Source organism: Paraburkholderia sp. J11-2 (assembly GCF_905220185.1).
GTDB lineage: Bacteria > Pseudomonadota > Gammaproteobacteria > Burkholderiales > Burkholderiaceae > Paraburkholderia.
The window spans coordinates 433255-453876 of record NZ_CAJMYY010000003.1; the positions used below are offsets into that span (position 1 = coordinate 433255).

Sequence of the window (20622 nt, forward strand, 5' to 3'; positions counted from 1 at the left end):
GGCTATCGCCGTGTCACACTAGGCGTTTGAGCTTCACGACAATCGTGCCGCGCGCCAGCCCAGCGCAGGCGCGACACTCCGAGACACCATGACCGACTCCACCCCGACCGCCAGCCCAGCCTTTCTCGACGCCTGCGCCGCCGCCATCGGCGCGCAAAACGTGCTGACCGACGCGCACGACACCGCGCCCTACCTCGCCGACTGGCGCCGCCGCTACCAGGGCGCGGCCTTCGCCGTGCTGTGCCCGGCCAACGCGCAGGAAGTGGCCGCTGTCGTGAAGCTCGCGCACGCGCATCGCGTCGCGCTCGTGCCGCAAGGCGGCAATACGGGGCTCGCGGGCGGCGCAACGCCCGACGCGAGCGGCAGCCAGGCCGTGCTGAGCCTGCGCCGTCTGAACCGCGTGCGGGAAATCGATGCGCACAACAACACGATCACCGTCGAAGCCGGCGTGATCCTCGCCGAAGTCCAGGCGCGCGCCAAGGATGCGGGCCGCCTCTTCCCGCTATCGCTCGCTGCCGAAGGCAGCTGCACGATCGGCGGCAATCTGTCGACCAACGCCGGCGGCACCGGCGTGCTGCGCTATGGCAACACGCGCGAGCTGTGTCTCGGCCTCGAAGTCGTCACGCCACAAGGCGAGATCTGGGACGGCCTGCGCGGGCTGCGCAAGGACAACACCGGCTACGATCTGCGCGATCTCTTCATTGGCGCGGAGGGCACGCTCGGCATCATCACCGCCGCCGTGATGAAGCTGCATCCGCTGCCGGCCGCGCGCGTCACCGCGCTCGCCGCGCTCGGCTCGGCGCACGCGGCGCTCGACTTCCTCGCGCTCGCGCAGCGCTACGCCGGACCGCTGCTCACGGGCTTCGAGCTGATGTCGGACTTCTGCATGCAGCTCGTCGGCCGTCATTTCCCGCAAATGCGTTATCCGTTCGCGGAGCATCACGCACAGGTCGTGCTGCTCGAACTCTCGGATAACGAAAGCGAAGAACACGCACGCGCACTCTTCGAGCGGCTCATGGAAGACGCGCTCGAACAAGGTCTCGTGGAAGACGCCGTAGTCGCCGAAAGCCTCGCGCAATCGCAGGCGTTCTGGAATATCCGCGAGCACATTCCGCTCGCGCAGGCGCAGGAAGGGTTGAACATCAAGCACGATATCGGCGTGCCGATCTCGCGTATCGGCCATTTCATCGAGGAAACCGACGCCGAGATCGCCCGCACGGTGCCCGGCGCGCGCATGGTCACGTTCGGCCATCTCGGCGACGGCAATCTGCATTACAACGTGCAGGCGCCCGAAGGCGGCGACCCGAAGCGCTTCCTCGCCGAAAACGAGAAAACGCTCAACCGTATCGTCTACGACAGCGTGGACCGCCATCGCGGCACGATCAGCGCCGAACACGGGCTCGGGCAGTTGAAGATCGACGAGAACATGCACTACAAGAGCGAGGTCGAAATTGCGCTCATGCGTGCGATCAAGACCGCGCTCGATCCGTTGAACCTGATGAATCCGGGGAAAGTGCTGCCCTGATCGAAGGAGCGAGAATCGTGGAAGACCCGGTGAAAGACTCGGTGAAAACCCCGCTGAAGATCCGCGTGCTGTCCGACCTGCATCTGGAGCAGGACGAGCCCGACACGATCCCGCATGCGCAGGCCGATCTCGTCGTGCTTGCGGGCGACATCCACAATCACGGGCTCGGTTTGCGTTGGGCGGCGGAAACGTTCGATCCGCAGGTGCCGGTGGTGTACGTGCCCGGCAATCACGAGTACTACGACGGCGATCTCGGCGCGCTGGAAACGGCGATGCGCGACGCCGCCGCCACGCTCGACAACGTGCATTTCCTCAACGACGGCGTGTATGTCGATCCGGCGGGCCGCTTCCGCGTGCTCGGCACGACGCTGTGGGCGGACTTCGCGCTCTTTGGCGCCGACGACGCCGCGCGCGAAGCCGCCATTGCGGCCGCGATGCGCGTGATGCTCGACTTTCGCGGCTTGATCCAGGTGTCCTGGCCCGATAGCCCGCAAGCGCTGGCGCGCGACTTCACGCCAGCCGACTCGCTCGCGCTCCATGCGCGTTCGCGCGCGTGGCTCGAAGCGGAACTCGCGAAGCCCTTCGCGGGCGAGACGATCGTGGTGACGCACCACGCGCCGCACAGGCAAAGCCTTGCGCCGCGCTATGCGGAAGATCAGGTGTCGGCGGGATTCGTGAGCGATCTCGACGCGCTCGTGCGCGCGCCTGTCGCGCTATGGATACATGGCCATACGCATACGTGCTTCGACTACACGGTCAACGGCACGCGCGTGGTGTGCAATCCGCGCGGCTATCGCGACCGCCGCACGGGGCAGCCGGAGAATCCGGCCTTTGCATGGGACAAGGTGGTGGACATCTAGCGAGGCGAATGCGCCTGCGGGTTTAGTGCATGCGCGCGTCGTCGCGGCGCACGCGCAGCGTCACGGGCTGCAGCTGCGCGCGGCGCATGCGCAGCAGATCGCGCGATGCCGCGATGCCGATCAGGCCCATCATCACGGCGATGCCGATCATCAGATGCGTATCCATGTCAATTCCCGGTGTTGGCAGAAAGAAGGTTGCGTGAAACAGTCCCGCTACCTTACCAAGCCGCCGCGCCGCCGGGCGTAAGCAAGTGTTGCCATCTGCGCAAGCTGTAACAGGCTGTCACAGCCCGCGCGCGCCTCTTGATCAAGCGCAGGCGCCGCCGCCTCAGGTGCGCGCGAACTGGCGCAACTCGTTCTGATCGCGTGCGAGCGTCGACGGCATGCTCTCGCGCAGCAGTTCGACCCATGTGCGGATCTTCGCGTCGAGATACTGGCGCGACGGGTACACCGCAAAGACGTTCATCTCCTGCGACTTGTACTCCGGCAGGATCCACTGCAGCTCGCCGCTGCGCAGACCGCTGATCGCCGAATAGATCGGCAGCAGGCCCACGCCCATGCCCTCGCGCACGGCCACCGCCATCGCCTCCGCCACGTTCACCTGGAAAGTCGCCGCGCCGAGGTCGACCGTGGCCTCGCCTTCGGGGCCCGTAAAGTGCCACTGGGCGGTCGGGAACACGGGCGTCACCATCTGCAGGCAGGTGTGCTGCGCGAGATCGGCGGGTTTTTGCGGCACGCCGCGCTTCTCCAGATACGCTGGCGACGCCACCGCGATGCTGAACGCGCTCGCGAGCCGCTGCGACACGAAACCCGAATCCGGCAGATCGGTCGCGACCACGAGGGCCACGTCATATCCCTCGTCGAGCAGGTCCGGCATGCGCTGCGCAAGCGTCAGCTCCACGTGCACGTCGGGATAGCGCTGCTGATACTGCCCCACCGCCGGCACCACATAGTGCTGGCCGAAGCTCGTCATGGCATGGACCTTGAGCTTGCCCGAGGGGCGCGCATGCGCGTCGCCGGCTTCCGCTTCCGCCTGATCGACGTAGGCGAGGATCTGCTCGCAGCGCTGCAGGTAGCGCTCGCCCGCCTCGGTGAGCGCGATGCGGCGCGTCGTGCGGTTCAAGAGGCGCGTGCGCAGATGCGCCTCCAGATCGGACACCGCGCGCGAGGCGTAAGCCGTGGTCGTGTTCAGGTATTGCGCCGCGCCCGTGAAGCTGCCCGCCTCCACCACCCGGACGAATACACGCATGTTTTGAAGCGTATCCATACCAATCCTCTATCTGACTCACGAATTGTTTCATATTTCGTAAGATCGATTGTCTCATGTTTCGTAAAAATGCCTTGCATCCTTACCGGTTATTCACCAATCGCGCAAAAAATATAATGACGCACAGTGATTCATAGTCAAGATAAGGAGTAAATCGTGCAGTCTCCGGTACCGAAAGGACTAGCCGCACTCACGGTTCTTACGTTCTCGTTGATAATCGCGGGCTGCGCCAGTACCGGGGGCATCGCACCGCAAGCGAAGCAGGCCGAAGCCGCGCAACTCGACGCCGGATCGGCGATCCGCGCGGCCAACACCGACGCGAGCTGGCCCGCCAGCGACTGGTGGCGCGGCTATAACGACCCTCAACTGAACGCCTGGATCGAGGCCTCCGTGGCCGGCAACCCCTCGCTTGCCGCCGCCCAGGCGCGCGTGCGCGAAGCCCGCTCGATGGTGGGCGTGGCCCAGGCCGGGCTCCTGCCGCAAATCAACGGCAGCATGTCCATCCAGCGCCAGCAATGGTCCGACAACATCTACTACGGACCGGGGTCGCTCGCGGGCTCGAACACGTGGAACAACACGGCCACGCTCGGCCTCTCGTATCACCTCGACCTCTGGGGCCAGGACAAGAACAACGCCGAGCGCGCGCTCGACGTGGCGCACGCCACGGCTGCGGACGCGCGCGCGGCGCAGCTCGAACTCGAAGTCAATGTCACGCGCACCTACATCGAGATGTCGATGAACTACGCGCTGCTCGACATTGCGAAGCAAACGCTCGGCCAGCAGCAGCGCATTCTCGCGCTCGCGCAAAAGCGTCTCGCGGGCGGCATCGGCACCCAGCTCGAAGTGAGCCAGGCGCAAACGCCGCTGCCCGAGTACGAGCGCCAGATCGACGCGCTCGAAGAATCCATCGCGCTCGGCAAGAACCAGCTCGCGGCGCTCGCGGGCAAGGGCCCGGGCGCCGGCGAATCGATTGAGCGCCCGGCGCTCTCGCTCGCCGCACCCGCGGGCCTGCCGTCGGCGCTGCCCGCGCAGTTGATCGGCTATCGCCCCGACGTGGTCGCGGCGCGCTGGCTCGTCGCCGCGCAAGCGCGCGGCATCGACGTCGCGAAGGCCGACTTCTATCCGAACGTGAACCTGCTCGTTTCGATGGGCGGCTACGCGGCGGCCGGCCCGCTGTTCCAGTTCCTCAAGTCGATGAGCGGCAGTTACGCGGCTGGCCCCGCGTTCTCGCTGCCGATCTTCGACGGCGGACGCCTGCGCGCGCAGCTCGGCGCGCAGTCCGCCGCGTACGACATCGCCGTCGATCAGTACAACCAGACGATCGTCACCGCGCTCAAGGAAATCGCCGATCAGGTCGTGCGCATGCGCTCGCTCGCGACGCAGGAAGACGATGCGCACCGCTCGGTCTCAGCCGCGCAGCGCAACTACGATCTCGCGCAGGAAGGCTTCCGCCGTGGCCTGACCGACTATGTGAACGTGCTGATTGCGCAAACGCAGCTGCTGCGCGCGCAGGAAGGCGTGGCGCACATCCAGGCCGAGCGCCTCGCCGCACACGCCACGCTCGTCGCCGCGCTGGGCGGCGGCATGATCGACGCATCGAGCGATGCCGCCGCGAAAGGCCCGACCGACGCCGAGCAACTGCCCGCGCACGGCAAGAAGACGCGCGACGTGCCGCTGATGCCCGCGGCGCTGCTCGCGCCGCACGGCTCGCATGCTTCGTCCGGTCCCGACGCCGCCGATGCCAGCGCATCGGGCGCGGCGCACTAAGGCAGCCGAAGATGCAGGCGTCCACCTCCTCACCTTCGCAGCCGGGCGGCCAAAGCCTCTATGCGGCGCTCGCCGACTGGGCGCGCACCGACGGCCTCGTCTGGATCTATCTCTTCAAGGCGATCGCCGCCGCCCTGCTCGCGCTCGGCATCGCCATGAAGCTCGACCTGCCGCAGCCGCGCACGGCCATGACGACCGTGTTCATCGTGATGCAGCCGCAAAGCGGCCCGGTGTTCGCAAAGAGCTTCTACCGGCTGTGCGGCACGCTCGTGGGCCTCGTCGTGATGCTCGCGCTGATCGGCCTCTTCGCGCAACAGCCGGAACTCTTCATCGTCTCGACGGCGCTGTGGGTCGGGCTGTGCACCGCGGGCGCGGCGCGCAACCGCAACTTCCGCTCGTACGGCTTCGTGCTCGCGGGCTATACGGCGGCGCTCATCGGCATTCCGGCCTCGCAGCATCCCGACGGCGCGTTCATGTCGGCCATGACGCGCGTGGGCGAGATCTCGATCGGCATTCTCTGCTCGGGCTTCGTCAGCGCCGTGGTGTTTCCGCAGTTTACGGGCGAGCTGCTGCGCTCGAACGTGCGGCGCCGTTTCTCGTCGTTCGTCGACTACGTGTCCGCAGCGCTCGCCGGCCGTATCGATCGTTCGCATATCGAAGCGAGCAATGCACGCTTCGTCGCCGACGTCGTGGGCCTCGAAGCGAACCGCAGCATGGCCGTGTTCGAGTCTCCCGACGCGCGCATGCGCTCGGGGCGCCTCGCGCGTCTGAACACCGAGTTCATGACGGTCTCCACGCGCTTTCACGCGCTGCATCAGTTGATGAACCGTCTGCGCGCGGACGGCTCCGTGGTCACCGTCGATGCGCTCGAACCGTACTTCCGCGAGATCGCGCCGCTGTTCGCGAAAGCGGGCGAGCCGGTGCTCACAGCCGCGGATGCAACGCACGCCTCGAAGCAACTCGAAGACTACCGCTCGGCGCTGCCGAAGCGCGTGCGCACCACGCGCGCCGAACTCGAAGCGCAAGGCAATGCGCGCCTGCTCGACTTCGACACCGCCACGGAACTGTTCTACCGCTTCGTACACGAGATGACCGAGTACACGGCCACCTACGCCTCGCTCGCCGTCGACACGCACTCGCGCGAAAAATGGATTGCGCGTTACGTGCCGAAGACGAACCTGATCGCAGCAGGCGTCTCGGGCGTGCGCGCCGCGATCGTGATGACGCTGCTCGGCGCGTTCTGGATCGCCACCGCATGGCCGAGCGGCTCGACCCTCGTGCTCAATGCCGCCGCGACCTGCGCGCTTGCCTCGGCGGCACCGCAGCCCTCGCGCATGGCGACGCAGATGGCGCTCGGCACCGTGCTCGCGTCGCTCGTCGGCATGGTTCTCACGTTCGGCGTGTTTCCGCATATCGACGGTTTCGCCATGCTGTGCGTCGCGCTCACGCCCGCGCTTGCGCTCGGCGTGTTCCTCACGACGCGCCCGAAGTACGCGGGCTACGGCGTGGGCTACTGCATCTTCCTGTGCTTTCTCGCGGGCCCGGACAACGTCGTGCAGTACAACCCGAGCAGCTATATGAACGATGCGCTCGCGCTGATCGCGTCGATGGCTGTCTCGGCGCTCGCGTTCGCCGTGCTGCTGCCGCCTTCCACGCCGTGGCTGCGTCGGCGACTGCTCGCCGACCTGCGCGGCGGCGCCGTGCAGGCCTGCCGCGCGCGCCTGAAGGGACTGCGCAACCGCTTCGAGAGCGGCGCGCGCGACCTGATGTTCCAGCTCTCGGCGATCGCCGGCAACGACGACGCGCAACGCCGCGACACGCTGCGCTGGCTCTTTTCGACGCTCGAAGTGGGCAACGCCGCGCTCGATCTGCGCCACGAACTGGCCACGCTGCCCGCGCATCCGCAGTACGCACGGGGAACGGCTTGGCGCGTGGCGATCGACGCGACGCTCAAGGCCGTGGGCGCGCTCTTCGAGCGCCCAAGCGAGGCACGTTATTGCGCCGCGCTTGCGGCAACCGTGCACGCCATCGACGCAAGCCAGAGCGTGCTGCAAGGCATGTGGAAGCCCGATGCAGCGAGCGCGGCCGAGCGTGGCGACACGCCGCCGCGCGAAGAGCGCCACCAGCTGCAGCGCATCCAGAGCCATCTGCATTTCATCCGCACCGCGCTCATCGACCCGCAATCGCCGCTCGCGGCCTATGCGGGCAGCGAGGGCGAGAGTGCCCGTCAACCTCATGAAGACAATCGGGGAGCCAATCATGCCTCGTGACGTCGCGTTTCTCGACGCCTATATCCCGGCGATCGTGCTGCTCTTCATTCTGGGCGCGGCGGTCACCTGGGTGCTCGATTCCGTGCTGGCCAGAACCGGCCTGTATCGGGTCGTGTGGCACCCATCCCTCTTTCGCGTGAGCCTGCTCGTGGTCGTGTGCTGCGTGCTCGGCCTCGCGGTTTATCACTAATTGCGCCGCTGAATGCATCGCTGAACGAATCAACCGAATCATGACAATCCGCAACCTCATTGGCTTTATCGCGACGGCCATCATCTTCGTCGTCGCCATTCTGGTCGGGCGCGTCCTGTGGGTTCACTACATGGACGAACCGTGGACCCGCGACGGCCGCGTGCGCGCCGAAGTGGTGAATATCGCCCCCGACGTCTCGGGCGCCGTGGTCGAGCTGCCCGTGAAGGACAACCAGTTCGTGCACAAGGGCGACTTGCTCATGCAGATCGACCCGTCGCACTATCAGATCGCCGTCGAGCAGGCCGAAGCCGCCGTGGCCGCGCGCAAGGCCGAGCTGACCATGCGCCAGGACGACGCGCGCCGCCGCGCGGACATGGACAGCGAAGTGGTCTCGGCGGAAAACCGCGAGAACGCTTCGCACACGGCAAACTCGGCTCAGGCGCAATATCAGCAGGCCATCGCCGCGCTCGACGCCGCCAAGCTGAACCTCGAACGCACGCGCGTGGTCTCGCCGGTGGACGGCTACATCACGAACCTGCAAGTGTTCCAGGGCGACTACGCGATCTCGGGCCAGGCCAAGCTCGCCGTGGTGGACAGCCATTCGTTCTGGGTCTACGGCTACTTCGAGGAAACCAAGCTGCCGCACGTGAAGGTGGGCAACAAGGCCGATATCAAGCTGATGAGCGGTGGCACTCTCCAAGGTCACGTGGAAAGCATCTCGCGCGGCATCTACGACCGCGACAATCCGCAAAGCCGCGAACTGCTCGCCGATGTGAATCCGACCTTCAACTGGGTGCGGCTCGCGCAACGCGTGCCGGTGCGCATCCATATCGACAAGGTGCCGGACGACATGGTGCTCGCGGCCGGCACGACCTGCACGGTGGTGGTGAAGCCGGGGACGTGATGGAACGGCGACGGAACCGGCTGACCGCGCACGCGCCGCCAGCCGGACGACGCAAAAGCGCACGCAAAAGGGGAACGCCAGTTTGGCGTTCCCCTTTTTTGTTGCTGCGCGCAGACGGAGTGTTAGCGGCTGCCGCACGTTGTTCTGACGGCCAATCGATGAGTATTGCAAAACATTGTCCTTATCACGATAAAACCTATCTCGATTGATACGCATCAACAGAGATTTCCCGAATTACTCGGATTATTCCTATTCGCAAACTCTCCCTACCCACCCTCAACGTGATCCCTCGCCTACATCGCCCCCCAGAGATCGGCAACATCCCGCAGGCAACGCGCGAGCCTGGCGCGGTGCGCGCCTTCGCGCACCGCGCGCTGGCCGGGCTCGCGAACCGCCGGACCAGCGCGCCGCAGCGCGTGGTCGTGCTCGGCCTCGGCAACGTTCAATGGGGCGATGCTGGCGTGGGCGTTCTGGCGCTAGAGCAGTTGAAGACGAATTGGCAATGCCCCGCCCAGGTCGAACTCGTGGAAGGCGGCACGCGCGGCCGTGCGCTCTTGCCCGTCGTCGAATCCACGCAGCGTTTGATCGTGCTCACGGCAATCGATTTCGGGCTCGCGCCGGGCGCGCTTCGCGTGCTCACCGGCGACGCGGCGGCTGAACGTCTCTACATGTGTCGTCCGAGCCGCCCAGGCATGGGTTTCGCCGATGCGCTCGCCTGCGCGCAGTTGAGCGGCCGCTCGCCGCGCGAGTTCGTGCTGATCGGCGTGCAGCCGCAGGCCAGCGACTGTTACGGCGCGAGCTTGTCGAGCCTGGTGCGCGCGCAACTCGATGCCACGGTCGAAGCCGCGCGCGGCTGGCTGCACCGCTGGCGCGCCGCCCCGCTGCCGCGCCTCGCGCATCCTGACCTGCGCGGCTGAAGGCCGCGTACAGCCGTCATTGAGAATCTGCGGCAGAACCCGCGGGAGAACCCGCGTTGCCCGCATGCATTGCACTGCACTATCCTGAAAAACTGCGCCAGATCCGGACGACTGCGCCGGACCACTGTGCCGGGTCCCCGCGCCGGCCGCCTGCACCATCAGCACGGGAGGAAGGCAGTCATGCGTTACCGCGATTTTCACCGCGAGTCGATCGCGAACCCCGACGACTTCTGGCGCCGCGAAGCCGCGCGCATCCATTGGGAGACGCCCTTCGACCAGGTGCTCGACCGCTCGAACCCGCCGTTCGCGCGCTGGTTCTGCGGCGGCCGCACGAACCTGTGCTTCAACGCCGTGGACCGCCACCTCACGTCGCGCGCGCACCAGAACGCGCTCGTCTATGTCTCGACCGAAACCGGCATCGAGCGCCGCTACACCTACGCCGACCTGCACGCCGAAGTGAACCGCATGGCCGCTGTGATGCGCTCGCTCGGCGTGACGCGCGGCGAGCGCGTGCTGATCTATCTGCCGATGATTCCCGAGGCCGTGTTCGCCGTGCTCGCCTGCGCGCGCCTCGGCGCGATCCACTCGGTGGTGTTCGGCGGGTTCGCCGCGCCGAGCCTCGCCGCGCGCATCGACGACGCGAAGCCCGTGCTGCTCGTCGCCGCCGACGCCGGCGCGCGCGGCGGCAAGGTGATCGACTACACGCCGCTCGTGGACGAAGCGATGGCGCGCGCCGAATTCGCGCCGCCCAAGGTGCTGCTGATCGATCGCCAGCTCGCGCCCGAGCGGCTGAACGCGCCGTATCTCGTCGATTACGAGCCGCTGCGCGAGCAACACTACGACGTCCAGATTCCGTGCGAATGGCTCGAATCGAACGAGCCTTCTTATATCCTCTACACCTCGGGCACGACGGGCAAACCCAAGGGCGTGCAGCGCGACGTGGGCGGCTACGCCGTGGCGCTCGCCGCTTCGATGGAATACATCTTCGAGGGGCGCGCGGGCGACACGATGTTCACGGCGTCGGACATCGGCTGGGTGGTGGGTCATAGCTACATCATCTATGCGCCGCTGCTCGCGGGCATGACCACCGTGATGTACGAAGGCACGCCGATCCGCCCCGACGGCGGCATCTGGTGGCGGCTCGTCGAGCAGCACCGCATCAACCTGATGTTCACCGCGCCCACGGCCATTCGCGTACTCAAGAAGCAGGACCCGGCGCTCCTGCACTGCGCCGATCTTTCGAGCCTGCGCACGCTCTTTCTCGCCGGCGAACCACTCGACGAGCCCACGGCGCAATGGATCTCGGACGCGCTCGGCAAGCCCGTCGTCGACAACTACTGGCAAACGGAAACCGGCTGGCCGATGCTCGCGATCCAGCGCGGCGTCGACCCCATGCCGCAAAAGCTCGGCTCGCCGGGCGTGCCCTGCTACGGCTACGACCTCGTGCTGCGCAACGAGCACACGGGCGAGCCCTGCGCGCAAGGCGAGAAAGGCGTGATCACGCTCGACTACCCGCTGCCGCCCGGCTGCATGCAAACGGTGTGGGGCGACGACGCGCGCTTCGTGAAGACGTACTGGGAAAGCGTGCCCGGCCAGCCGGTGTATTCGACCTTCGACTGGGGTGTGCAGGATAGCGACGGCTACGTGACGATCCTCGGCCGCACCGACGACGTGATCAACGTGGCGGGCCATCGTCTCGGGACGCGCGAGATCGAAGAGGCGATCTCGTCGCACGCGGCGGTCGCGGAAGTGGCCGTGGTGGGTGTGAACGACGCGGTGAAGGGTCAGGCCGCGCTGGCGTTCGTCGTGCTGCGCGACGCGAACGCGGCCGCCCATCCCGCCGATGCGGAAAAGCTCGCGCACGCGCTAGCCGTGACGGTGGACCGCCAGCTCGGCGCGATCGGCCGCCCCGCGCGCGTGCACTTCGTGCCGATGCTGCCGAAAACCCGCTCCGGCAAGCTACTGCGCCGCGCGATTGCGGCGCTCGCCGAAGGCCGCGATCCGGGCGAGCTGCCGACCATCGAGGACGCCTCCGCGCTGCAGTCGATTCGCGAGGCGGTCAGCGCGGGCAACAACGGTTGATCGCTTAACGCGCGAGCGGGCGGTACCCGGCGAGAAAACGCTTGAGGATGCCTGTCGAATACGTGCCCGCGATATCGGTGAGGAAGCTCGAGAACGAGGTGCTCGCGTGTTCGTCGGCGGTATCGGAGATCGTGCGCACGACCGCGCAGGGCACGTCGTACTCGTGACAGACCTGAGCGATCGCCGCGCCTTCCATCTCGACGGCGAGCGCGTCGGGCAACTGCGCGCGCAGCGCGCCCACGGCGGCCGCGCTCGCCACGAACTGATCGCCGCTGATCACGAGCCCGCGGTGCACCTGCGGCGCGACACTCGCGAGACGCGGCAACGCTGCGCCGAAATGCGCGGCGAGCGACGGGCCTTCCTCCGCGATGAAGCGCTCGCAGGCAGCGGCAAGCGCGTCGGCGAGCGCGCGGTCGGCGTCGAAGCGCGAACGCGCGAGCAGCGGAATCTCGTGGCGCGGAAAGAGCGGCTCGGCGTTCATGTCATGCTGGAGCAGCGTTTCGCCCACGACCACGTCGCCCACGTGGACGTTCTCGCCCACGCCGCCGGCCACGCCCGTAAAGACGATCGCTTCCACATCGAACGCATGGATCAGCGCACTCGCGGTCGCGGCGGCGGCCACCTTGCCCACGCGCGCGAGCGTCACCACGCAAGGCGCGCCATGCACCGTGCCGAGGTGATAGTCACGCCGGCCAAACGTGCGCGTGACGACACCCGATTCAGCCTGCATCGCCGCGATCAGATCGCCGAGTTCCTGGGGCAGCGCGGCGAGCACGCCGAGCGGACGGGCGGCCGTGCCGCTCGCCTGGATCGAAGAGTTCATCGTTGAAGGTTGTCCGTCTGGTTCGTCAAAAACTGAGGCGCGCTCACTCCACCGGCTGCAGCTTGGCCACCGCCAGCGCGAGCCACTTCTCGCCGTGGCGCTTGAAGCGCACCTGCGCCTTGGCGTCGGTGCCGCTGCCTTCGAGCGCCGTGATCGTGCCTTCGCCGAACTTCGTGTGGAACACGCCCTGCCCCACACGGAAGCCCGTTTCGGCTGCGCGCTGCTCGTTGGCGAACGCGGGCGCCGGGCTCTTGTCCGCGATATAGGCGTCGCGCTCGCGGCGGCCGCCGCCGCTCTCGCCATTGCCAGCGCCGCCCGGCTTCGAGAACCAGTCGCGGCCCCAGCCTGCGTTGTCGGAGCGTCCGCCCCAACGCGCACCCGCTTCGACCTTGGGCGTGAGCCACTTCAGCGACTCCTGCGGCAGCTCGTCGAAAAAGCGCGAGCGCACGTTGTAGCGCGTCTGGCCGTGCAGCAATCGGCTCTGCGCGAACGAGATATAGAGCCGCTCCTTCGCGCGCGTGATCGCCACGTACATCAGGCGGCGCTCTTCTTCGAGGCCGTCGGCTTCCATCGCGCTGTTCTCGTGCGGGAACAGGCCCTCTTCGAGACCGGTGATGAAGACCGCCGTGAATTCGAGGCCCTTGGCGGCGTGCACCGTCATCAGCTGCACGGCGTCCTGGCCCGCCTGCGCCTGATTGTCGCCGGCTTCGAGCGAGGCGTGCGAGAGGAAGCCCGCGAGCGGCGTCATGACGTCGGGGTTCTGCGCGGGGTCGGTGATCGTGGGCGCATCGAGCACCTCGATCTCGCCGTCCTGCGAGACAAGCTCGGGCACCGCGCTCGCACCCGGGCGCAGCGGAATCGAGCGTGCGGGCGTGTCGAGGCCATAGCCCGCTTCGCTCACGAACGCCGTGGCCGCGGTCACGAGTTCCTGCAAGTTCTCCAGCCGATCCTGCCCTTCGCGCTCGGTCTGATAGAACTCGGCGAGGCCGCTCATGCGCACCGTGTATTCGACGGTTTCCGGCAGGCTCATCTGCGCCGTCTCGGCGCGCATCTTCGCGACCAGATTGGCGAACGAACCGAGGCTCGTGCCCGCCTTGCCCGTGACGTAGGGAATCGCCGCAGCCATCGAGCAGTTGTAGAGGCGCGCAGCATCCGCCAGCTGTTCGATCGAGCGCGCGCCAATGCCGCGCGTGGGGAAGTTCACGACACGCGCGAACGCCGTGTCGTCGTTCGGATTGTCGATCAAGCGCAGATACGCGAGCGCATGCTTGACTTCCTGACGCTCGAAGAAGCGCAGCCCGCCGTACACCTTGTACGGCACGCCCGCGTTCACGAGCGTGTGCTCGATCGTGCGCGACTGCGCGTTGCTGCGGTAAAGAATGGCGATTTCGTGGCGCGCGAGTCCCTGGTTGATGAGCGCGCGAATCTCCTCGACGATCCAGCCCGCTTCCTGCGAGTCGGTCGCCGCCTCGTACACGCGCACCGGTTCGCCGTGGCCCGCATCGGTGCGCAGGTTCTTGCCCAGACGCCGCGAGTTATGGGCGATCAGGTAGTTGGCCGCATCGAGAATATGGCCGTGCGAACGGTAGTTCTGCTCCAGCTTGATCATGTGCTTCACGCGGAACTCGTTCTCGAAGTCGCGCATGTTGCCGACGTTCGCGCCACGGAACGCGTAGATCGACTGGTCGTCGTCGCCCACCGCGAAGATCGCGTTGCCCGGCCCCGCGAGCAGCTTGAGCCACGCGTACTGAAGCTTGTTGGTGTCCTGGAACTCGTCCACCAGAATGTCGCGAAAGCGCCCCTGATAGTGCGCGCGCAGCGGCGGGTTGTAGGCAAGCAGTTCGTAGCAGCGCAGCAGCAGCTCGGCGAAGTCGACCACGCCTTCGCGCTGGCATTGCTGGTCGTAGGCTTCGTAGAGCTCGACGAACTTGCGGTTGAAGTCGTCGCTCACGTCCACGTCCTTCGGACGCAGGCCCTGCTCCTTCGCGTTGTTGATGAAGTACTGCAGGTTCTTGGGCGGATACTTCTCGTCGTCGACGTTCAGACCCTTCATCAGGCGCTTGATGGCCGAGAGCTGGTCGGCGGTGTCGAGAATCTGGAAGGTCTGCGGCAGGCCCGCGTCGCGGAAATGCGCGCGCAGCATGCGGTTGCACAGGCCGTGGAACGTGCCGATCCACATGCCGCGCGTGTCGATGGGCATCATCGCCTGAAGGCGGCTCATCATTTCGCGCGCGGCCTTGTTCGTGAAGGTCACGGCCAGAATGGTGGACGGCGAAGCCATGCCCTGCTGGATCAGCCACGCAATGCGCGTGATCAGCACGCGCGTCTTGCCGCTGCCGGCCCCGGCCAGAATGAGCGCCGGTTCGTTGGGCAACGTGACGGCGGCGAGTTGTTCGGGGTTCAGGTTCGCGAGCAGTTCGGGCATGGGCTGAAAAGGAGCGTGCCCCTGGGGACATCACCGCAGGGACGTGGCGCGCGGCAAAGGCGCGCCGTTGAATGGCAGACCGCCATTATAAGTGCGCGCGCACGCGGCGGCTCGGGCAGCCCGGGCGTCGCGCGTCGGCCCGCGCTTGGCCCGGCCTCGGCTGGCACGTCGGCTCCGACAGGACTTCCCCTTATAATCGAACGTTTCCGCATCCTTTTTTCGGCAGATTCCACCCATGAGCGACAGCACGCTAGCGAAAAGCTTCGAGCCCCAAACGATCGAGGCCCATTGGGGCCCCGAATGGGAGCGTCGAGGCTACGCCGCCGCGACCTTCGAGCCCGGCCACAAGAACTTCTCGATCCAGTTGCCGCCGCCCAACGTCACCGGCACGCTGCACATGGGGCACGCGTTCAACCAGACGATCATGGACGGCCTCGCGCGCTACCACCGCATGCTCGGCGAGAACACGCTGTGGGTGCCGGGCACGGACCACGCGGGCATCGCCACGCAAATCGTCGTGGAGCGCCAGCTCGACGCGCAGAAGATCTCGCGCCACGATCTCGGCCGCGAGAAGTTCGTCGAGCGCGTATGGGAGTGGAAGCAGCAGTCGGGCTCGACCATCACGGGCCAGGTGCGGCGTCTGGGCGCCTCGATCGACTGGTCGCGCGAATACTTCACGATGGACGACAAGATGTCGGCCGCCGTGCGCGACGTGTTCGTGCGCCTTTATGAACAGGGCCTGATCTACCGCGGCAAGCGCCTCGTGAACTGGGACCCGGTGCTGCTCACCGCCGTCTCGGACCTCGAAGTGGCGAGCGAAGAGGAAAACGGCAACCTGTGGCACCTGCGCTACCCGCTCGCGGACGGCTCGGGCCACCTCACGGTCGCCACCACGCGCCCGGAAACCATGCTCGGCGACACGGCCGTGATGGTGCACCCGGAAGACGAGCGCTATGCGCACCTGATCGGCAAGACGGTGAAGCTGCCGCTCGCGGACCGCGAGATCCCCATCATCGCCGACGAATACGTGGACCGCGAGTTCGGCACGGGCGTCGTGAAGGTCACGCCCGCGCACGACTTCAACGACTACCAGGTGGGCCTGCGCCACGGCCTGCCGATGATCGAGATCCTCACGCTCGACGCGAAGATCAACGACAACGCCCCGGAAAAATACCGCGGCCTCGACCGCTTCGAGGCGCGCAAGCAGGTGGTGGCCGACTTCGAGGCGCTGGGTCTGCTCGACTCGGTCCAGCCGCACAAGCTCATGGTGCCGCGCGGCGACCGCACGGGCGTGGTGATCGAGCCGATGCTCACGGACCAGTGGTTCGTCGCGATGACGAAGCCGGCGCCCGAGGGCACCTTCAACCCCGGCAAGTCGATCACCGAAACCTCGCTCGACGTGGTGCGCAGCGGCGAGATCAAGTTCGTGCCGGAGAACTGGACGACGACCTATTACCAGTGGCTCGAGAACATCCAGGACTGGTGCATCTCGCGCCAGCTCTGGTGGGGCCACCAGATCCCGGCGTGGTACGGCGAGAACGGCGAGATCTTCGTTGCGAAGAACGAGGAAGAAGCGCGCGCGCAAGCCGACGCCAAGGGCTACAAGGGCGCATTGAAGCGCGACGAAGACGTGCTCGACACGTGGTTCTCGTCGGCGCTCGTGCCGTTCTCGTCGCTCGGCTGGCCCCAGGAAACGCCTGAACTGAAGGCCTTCCTGCCCTCTTCCGTGCTCGTCACGGGCTTCGACATCATCTTCTTCTGGGTGGCGCGCATGGTCATGATGACCACGCACTTCACCGGCAAGGTGCCGTTCGACACCGTGTACGTGCACGGCCTCGTGCGCGACGCCGAAGGCCAGAAGATGTCCAAGAGCAAGGGCAACACGCTCGACCCGATCGATATCGTCGATGGCATCGACCTCGAAGCGCTCGTGGCCAAGCGCACGACCGGCCTCATGAATCCCAAGCAGGCCGCGACCATCGAGAAGAAGACGCGCAAGGAGTTCCCGGACGGCATTGCCGCGTTCGGCACCGACGCGCTGCGCTTCACGATGGCTTCCATGGCCACGCTCGGCCGCAACGTGAACTTCGACCTCGCGCGCTGCGAGGGCTATCGCAACTTCTGCAACAAGCTCTGGAACGCCACGCGCTTCGTGCTGATGAACTGCGAAGGCCACGACTGCGGTTTCAGCAAGCCGGGCGATTGCCAGCCCGGCGATTGCGGCCCCGGCGGCTACACCGACTTCTCCCAGGCCGACCGCTGGATCGTCTCGCTCCTGCAACGCGTGGAAGCCGAAGTCGCGAAGGGCTTCGCGGACTATCGCTTCGACAACGTGGCCAACGCCATATACAAGTTCGTCTGGGACGAATACTGTGACTGGTATCTGGAACTGGCGAAGGTGCAGATCCAGACGGGTACGCCCGAGCAGCAGCGCGCCACGCGCCGCACGCTGCTGCGCGTGCTGGAAACGGTGCTGCGCCTGGCTCACCCGGTGATTCCGTTCATCACCGAAGCGCTGTGGCAGAAGGTGGCGCCGCTCACCGACGCGTACCCGCAAGGCGCGGCCGAAGGCGAGGCATCGATCATGATGCAGCGTTACCCGGTGGCCGAAGCGAAGAAGATCGACGAAGCCGCTGAGCAGTGGGCCGCCGACCTGAAGGCCGTGATCGACGCATGCCGCAACCTGCGTGGCGAAATGGGCCTCTCGCCCGCCACCAAGGTGCCGCTGCTCGCCACGGGCAACGCCGAGCGCCTCAAGACGTTCGCGCCTTATGCGCAGGCGCTGGCGAAGCTTTCGGAGGTCCAGATCATCGCCGACGAAGCCGCGCTCGACGCCGCCTCGGCAGGCGCGCCAGTTGCTATCGTAGGAACGGACAAGCTCGTGCTAAAGGTGGAGATCGATGTCGCCGCCGAACGCGAACGCCTGTCGAAGGAAATTGCCCGCCTCAGCAATGAGGTGACGAAGTGCAAGGCCAAGCTAGGAAATGACAGTTTTGTAGCAAAAGCACCGCCCGCAGTCGTTGAGCAGGAGCAGAAAAGACTGGCAGAATACCAGGCAACGCTGGACAAGCTGACCGCGCAACTCACGCGGTTGCCGGCCTGAGCGCCATACCGGCCAAAGGCTGTACCGTGTGACGTCGCACCCGCGGCGTCACACGAGCACCAGGACAGGGACTAAAGACATGCTGAAAGTGACAAAAGCGGTATTCCCGGTAGCGGGCCTAGGCACGCGCTTCCTTCCGGCCACGAAAGCCAGCCCGAAGGAAATGCTGCCCGTGGTCGACAAGCCGCTCATTCAGTACGCGGTCGAAGAAGCCGTGGCTGCGGGCATCACGGAAATGATCTTCGTGACCGGGCGCAGCAAGCGCGCGATCGAGGACCATTTCGACAAGTCGTATGAGATCGAGGCCGAACTCGAAGCGCGCGGCAAGGCCAAGCTGCTCGAACTGGTGCGCAACATCAAGCCGAACAACGTCGACTGCTTCTACGTGCGTCAGCCGGAGGCGCTCGGCCTGGGCCACGCCGTGCTGTGCGCGGAAAAGCTCGTGGGCGACAACCCGTTCGCCGTGATTCTCGCCGACGACTTGCTCTACGGCACGCCGCCCGTCATGCAGCAGATGGTCGAGGTGTTCGACCACTACCATAGCTCGGTGCTCGGCGTGGAAGAGATCCCGCCCTCGGAAACGCGCTCGTACGGCATTGTCGACGGCAAGGAGTGGGAAGACTCGATCGTCAAGCTTTCGGGCATCGTCGAAAAGCCGGCGCCCGAAGTCGCGCCGTCGAACCTCGGCGTGGTGGGCCGCTACGTGCTCAAGCCGCGCATTTTCGAGCATCTGAAGTCGATCAAGCCCGGCGCGGGCGGCGAACTGCAGCTCACCGACGCGATCCAGTCGTTGCTCGCCGACGAGCAGGTGCTCGCGTACAAGTACCACGGCACGCGCTTCGACTGCGGCAGCAAGCTCGGCTATCTGAAGGCGACGGTGGAGTTCGCGCTGCGCCACCCGGAAGTCGGCGCCGATTTCGACGAGTATCTGCGTACGCGCAAACCGGTGCTGGAAGGCTAGGCGCCCCCGGACAGGCGCCCCCGGCTAGGCGCCCCCGGCTGCACAAACAAAAATGGCCCGCATTCTCATGCGGGCCATTTTTTTATCTGCTTCGGCGTTCGGTGTTTAGCGCCGGCGCATCAAAAACACGAACGTCTCTTCCTGCTTCGAGCTTTCCACGATCTCGTTGCCGGTTTGCTTCGCGAACGCGGCGAAATCGCGCTGCGAGCCGGGGTCGGTCGCGAGGACCTTGAGGATCTGGCCGCTTTCCATGTCGGCGAGCGCCTTCTTGGCGCGCAGGATCGGCAGCGGGCAGTTCAGCCCGCGTGCATCCACTTCCTTGTGAACCTGAATCTGCATCGGGGTTGGATCCTTCGGTGGCGCACCGTCGCGGCGTGAGACGGTGCTGGCAATAGCGTCGATTTTACCGCAGCCACGCCAGCCGCCGCTTGCCCCCGATCGCGGCACGGCTTACAGCGTGACCGCCGCCCCCGTATGCAGCGATTCGCGCAGCGCCTGGCCGATGCGCGTGGCCTCCAGCGCGTCTTCGAGCGTCGCGCCAAGGCTGTCGTGCTCCGCCCCACCCGCCTTGCGCGCCGCGACCTCAGCGACGAACGCCTGCGCTTCGATCAGGAACGCCTCTTCGAAACGGTCGAAGAACGTGGGCGTGCAAACACTGCGCACGCCGGTCGCGTCGTAGACATCCACGCGATTCGCGCGCGGGATGCGCCCGATCGCAAGCGCCCCCGCCGTGCCGATCACCTCGCTCGACGTGTCGTTGCCGTGCGCCATCGTGCGCGACGCATAGAACATCGCGAGACGCCCGTCCTCGAACTCGCAGATCGCCACGCCGTTGTCGACGTCGCCCGCTTCGCGCAGGCCCTCGTGCAGCGCGATCGCACCAGCGGCATAGACACGCGTGGCGCGCGGCTTGCCGAGCAGCCAGCGCGCGACGTCAATATCGTGCACCGTGCAGTCGAGAAAAATCCCGCCGGAGGTCGGCGCGAAGCGCACGAAAAAGCCTTCGGGATCGTTGAGATCGCAGGTTTGCGAGCGCACGAGAAACGGCCTGCCGATCGCACCCGCCTGCACTTTTGCATAGGCATCCTGATAACTCGGATCGAAGCGGCGCATGAAGCCGATCGTCACCTGCCGGTCAGCATGGCGGCGCGACACGTTCACCACCCGCTCGCATTCAGCCACATCAAGCGAAAGCGGCTTCTCGCAAAACACATGCTTGCCCGCTTCGAGCGCCTGCACGATCTGCTCGGCGTGCAAAGCCGAAGGCGTGACGAGCCACACCGCATCGACCGATTGATCCGCCAGCAGGTCTGCATATTCGCCATACAGCCGCGCGGCGGGCAGCGCCTCGCGCGCCCATGCGAGATCCGCTTCGAGCGGACTGCACGCGGCCGCGAGCGTCGCGCCCGGCACGCGATACGCCAGGTTCTGCGCATGCCGCCGCCCCAGCCTCCCCAGTCCCGCCACACCCACGCGCAACGGCTGGGCACGATCGATTGCCTGCATTCCTCGTCTCCTCGCTTGATCC

16 protein-coding genes are annotated in these 20622 nt (G+C 66.3%); 10 read left to right on the plus strand and 6 right to left on the minus strand.

The window, feature by feature from the left end; translation table 11 throughout:
• Window positions 1-88 precede the first annotated feature (88 nt).
• Both U5A57_RS06360 and U5A57_RS06365 read left to right on the plus strand, forming a co-directional pair.
• The gene (locus U5A57_RS06360; RefSeq protein ID WP_321909117.1) at window positions 89-1525 is read left to right on the plus strand and encodes an FAD-binding oxidoreductase; all 1437 of its coding nucleotides are present in this window, start codon (window positions 89-91) and stop codon (window positions 1523-1525) included.
• Window positions 1526-1578: 53 nt separating this feature from the next.
• Complete coding sequence (locus U5A57_RS06365) at window positions 1579-2385, plus strand: metallophosphoesterase (RefSeq protein WP_321909217.1); 807 nt, start codon at window positions 1579-1581, stop codon at window positions 2383-2385.
• A gap of 22 nt (window positions 2386-2407) precedes the next feature.
• Here U5A57_RS06365 and U5A57_RS06370 read toward each other — a convergent pair whose 3' ends face one another.
• Both U5A57_RS06370 and U5A57_RS06375 read right to left on the minus strand, forming a co-directional pair.
• Entirely contained in the window at window positions 2408-2551 is a 144-nt protein-coding gene (locus tag U5A57_RS06370; protein WP_199272076.1) for a hypothetical protein, read from the minus strand.
• Window positions 2552-2713: 162 nt separating this feature from the next.
• Complete coding sequence (locus tag U5A57_RS06375; protein WP_321909118.1) at window positions 2714-3652, minus strand: LysR family transcriptional regulator; 939 nt, start codon at window positions 3650-3652, stop codon at window positions 2714-2716.
• A gap of 156 nt (window positions 3653-3808) precedes the next feature.
• Between U5A57_RS06375 and U5A57_RS06380 the strand changes: the two genes are divergently transcribed.
• From U5A57_RS06380 to U5A57_RS06405, 6 genes are all read left to right on the plus strand, one after another.
• Window positions 3809-5419, plus strand: coding sequence for an efflux transporter outer membrane subunit (locus U5A57_RS06380; protein ID WP_321909119.1), 1611 nt, complete (start codon window positions 3809-3811; stop codon window positions 5417-5419).
• Window positions 5420-5430: 11 nt separating this feature from the next.
• On the plus strand, window positions 5431-7689 hold the full coding sequence (locus tag U5A57_RS06385) for an FUSC family protein (protein WP_321909122.1): 2259 nt from the start codon (window positions 5431-5433) through the stop codon (window positions 7687-7689).
• Window positions 7676-7879, plus strand: coding sequence for a DUF1656 domain-containing protein (locus tag U5A57_RS06390; protein WP_321909219.1), 204 nt, complete (start codon window positions 7676-7678; stop codon window positions 7877-7879). The genes U5A57_RS06385 and U5A57_RS06390 overlap by 14 nt, the downstream gene beginning before the upstream one ends.
• A 40-nt stretch (window positions 7880-7919) precedes the next feature.
• Entirely contained in the window at window positions 7920-8783 is an 864-nt protein-coding gene (locus U5A57_RS06395; protein ID WP_069268663.1) for an HlyD family secretion protein, read from the plus strand.
• Window positions 8784-9064: 281 nt separating this feature from the next.
• Window positions 9065-9700 carry a hydrogenase maturation protease gene (locus U5A57_RS06400; RefSeq protein WP_321909124.1) on the plus strand — a complete coding sequence of 212 codons (636 nt, stop codon included), beginning with the start codon at window positions 9065-9067 and terminating at the stop codon, window positions 9698-9700.
• Between the two features lie 180 nt (window positions 9701-9880).
• Complete coding sequence (locus tag U5A57_RS06405; RefSeq protein WP_321909126.1) at window positions 9881-11782, plus strand: propionate--CoA ligase; 1902 nt, start codon at window positions 9881-9883, stop codon at window positions 11780-11782.
• A gap of 4 nt (window positions 11783-11786) precedes the next feature.
• Here the strand turns inward: U5A57_RS06405 and U5A57_RS06410 are convergent, their stop codons facing one another.
• The gene (locus U5A57_RS06410; RefSeq protein WP_321909128.1) at window positions 11787-12605 is read right to left on the minus strand and encodes a 5'-methylthioadenosine/adenosylhomocysteine nucleosidase; all 819 of its coding nucleotides are present in this window, start codon (window positions 12603-12605) and stop codon (window positions 11787-11789) included.
• A gap of 43 nt (window positions 12606-12648) precedes the next feature.
• Entirely contained in the window at window positions 12649-15030 is a 2382-nt protein-coding gene (locus tag U5A57_RS06415; protein ID WP_321909130.1) for a UvrD-helicase domain-containing protein, read from the minus strand.
• Between the two features lie 235 nt (window positions 15031-15265).
• Between U5A57_RS06415 and U5A57_RS06420 the strand changes: the two genes are divergently transcribed.
• Both U5A57_RS06420 and galU read left to right on the plus strand, forming a co-directional pair.
• A complete protein-coding gene (locus U5A57_RS06420) occupies window positions 15266-18133 on the plus strand; it encodes a valine--tRNA ligase (RefSeq protein ID WP_321909131.1) in 2868 nt (955 codons plus the stop codon).
• 79 nt (window positions 18134-18212) lie between these two features.
• Window positions 18213-19094 (plus strand): UTP--glucose-1-phosphate uridylyltransferase GalU, encoded by an 882-nt coding sequence (gene galU / locus U5A57_RS06425; RefSeq protein WP_028208043.1) that lies wholly within the window; start codon window positions 18213-18215, stop codon window positions 19092-19094.
• Between the two features lie 105 nt (window positions 19095-19199).
• On the opposite strand, the gene U5A57_RS06430 is transcribed toward galU, so the two are convergent.
• Together U5A57_RS06430 and U5A57_RS06435 are read right to left on the minus strand one after the other, a co-directional pair.
• Entirely contained in the window at window positions 19200-19427 is a 228-nt protein-coding gene (locus U5A57_RS06430) for a sulfurtransferase TusA family protein (protein ID WP_028214640.1), read from the minus strand.
• 117 nt (window positions 19428-19544) lie between these two features.
• Window positions 19545-20600: a Gfo/Idh/MocA family oxidoreductase gene (locus tag U5A57_RS06435; RefSeq protein WP_321909134.1), complete on the minus strand. Its 1056-nt coding sequence runs from the start codon at window positions 20598-20600 to the stop codon at window positions 19545-19547.
• Between the last annotated feature and the right edge of the window lie 22 nt (window positions 20601-20622).

Coding starts and splice junctions, on each gene's coding strand:
- U5A57_RS06360 (WP_321909117.1), top strand. CDS start 89: ATGACCGACTCCACCCCGACCGCCAGCCCAGCCTTTCTCGACGCCTGC.
- U5A57_RS06370 (WP_199272076.1), bottom strand. CDS start 2,551: ATGGATACGCATCTGATGATCGGCATCGCCGTGATGATGGGCCTGATC.
- U5A57_RS06375 (WP_321909118.1), bottom strand. CDS start 3,652: ATGGATACGCTTCAAAACATGCGTGTATTCGTCCGGGTGGTGGAGGCG.
- U5A57_RS06385 (WP_321909122.1), top strand. CDS start 5,431: ATGCAGGCGTCCACCTCCTCACCTTCGCAGCCGGGCGGCCAAAGCCTC.
- U5A57_RS06395 (WP_069268663.1), top strand. CDS start 7,920: ATGACAATCCGCAACCTCATTGGCTTTATCGCGACGGCCATCATCTTC.
- U5A57_RS06405 (WP_321909126.1), top strand. CDS start 9,881: ATGCGTTACCGCGATTTTCACCGCGAGTCGATCGCGAACCCCGACGAC.
- U5A57_RS06410 (WP_321909128.1), bottom strand. CDS start 12,605: ATGAACTCTTCGATCCAGGCGAGCGGCACGGCCGCCCGTCCGCTCGGC.
- U5A57_RS06415 (WP_321909130.1), bottom strand. CDS start 15,030: ATGCCCGAACTGCTCGCGAACCTGAACCCCGAACAACTCGCCGCCGTC.
- U5A57_RS06420 (WP_321909131.1), top strand. CDS start 15,266: ATGAGCGACAGCACGCTAGCGAAAAGCTTCGAGCCCCAAACGATCGAG.
- galU (WP_028208043.1), top strand. CDS start 18,213: ATGCTGAAAGTGACAAAAGCGGTATTCCCGGTAGCGGGCCTAGGCACG.
- U5A57_RS06435 (WP_321909134.1), bottom strand. CDS start 20,600: ATGCAGGCAATCGATCGTGCCCAGCCGTTGCGCGTGGGTGTGGCGGGA.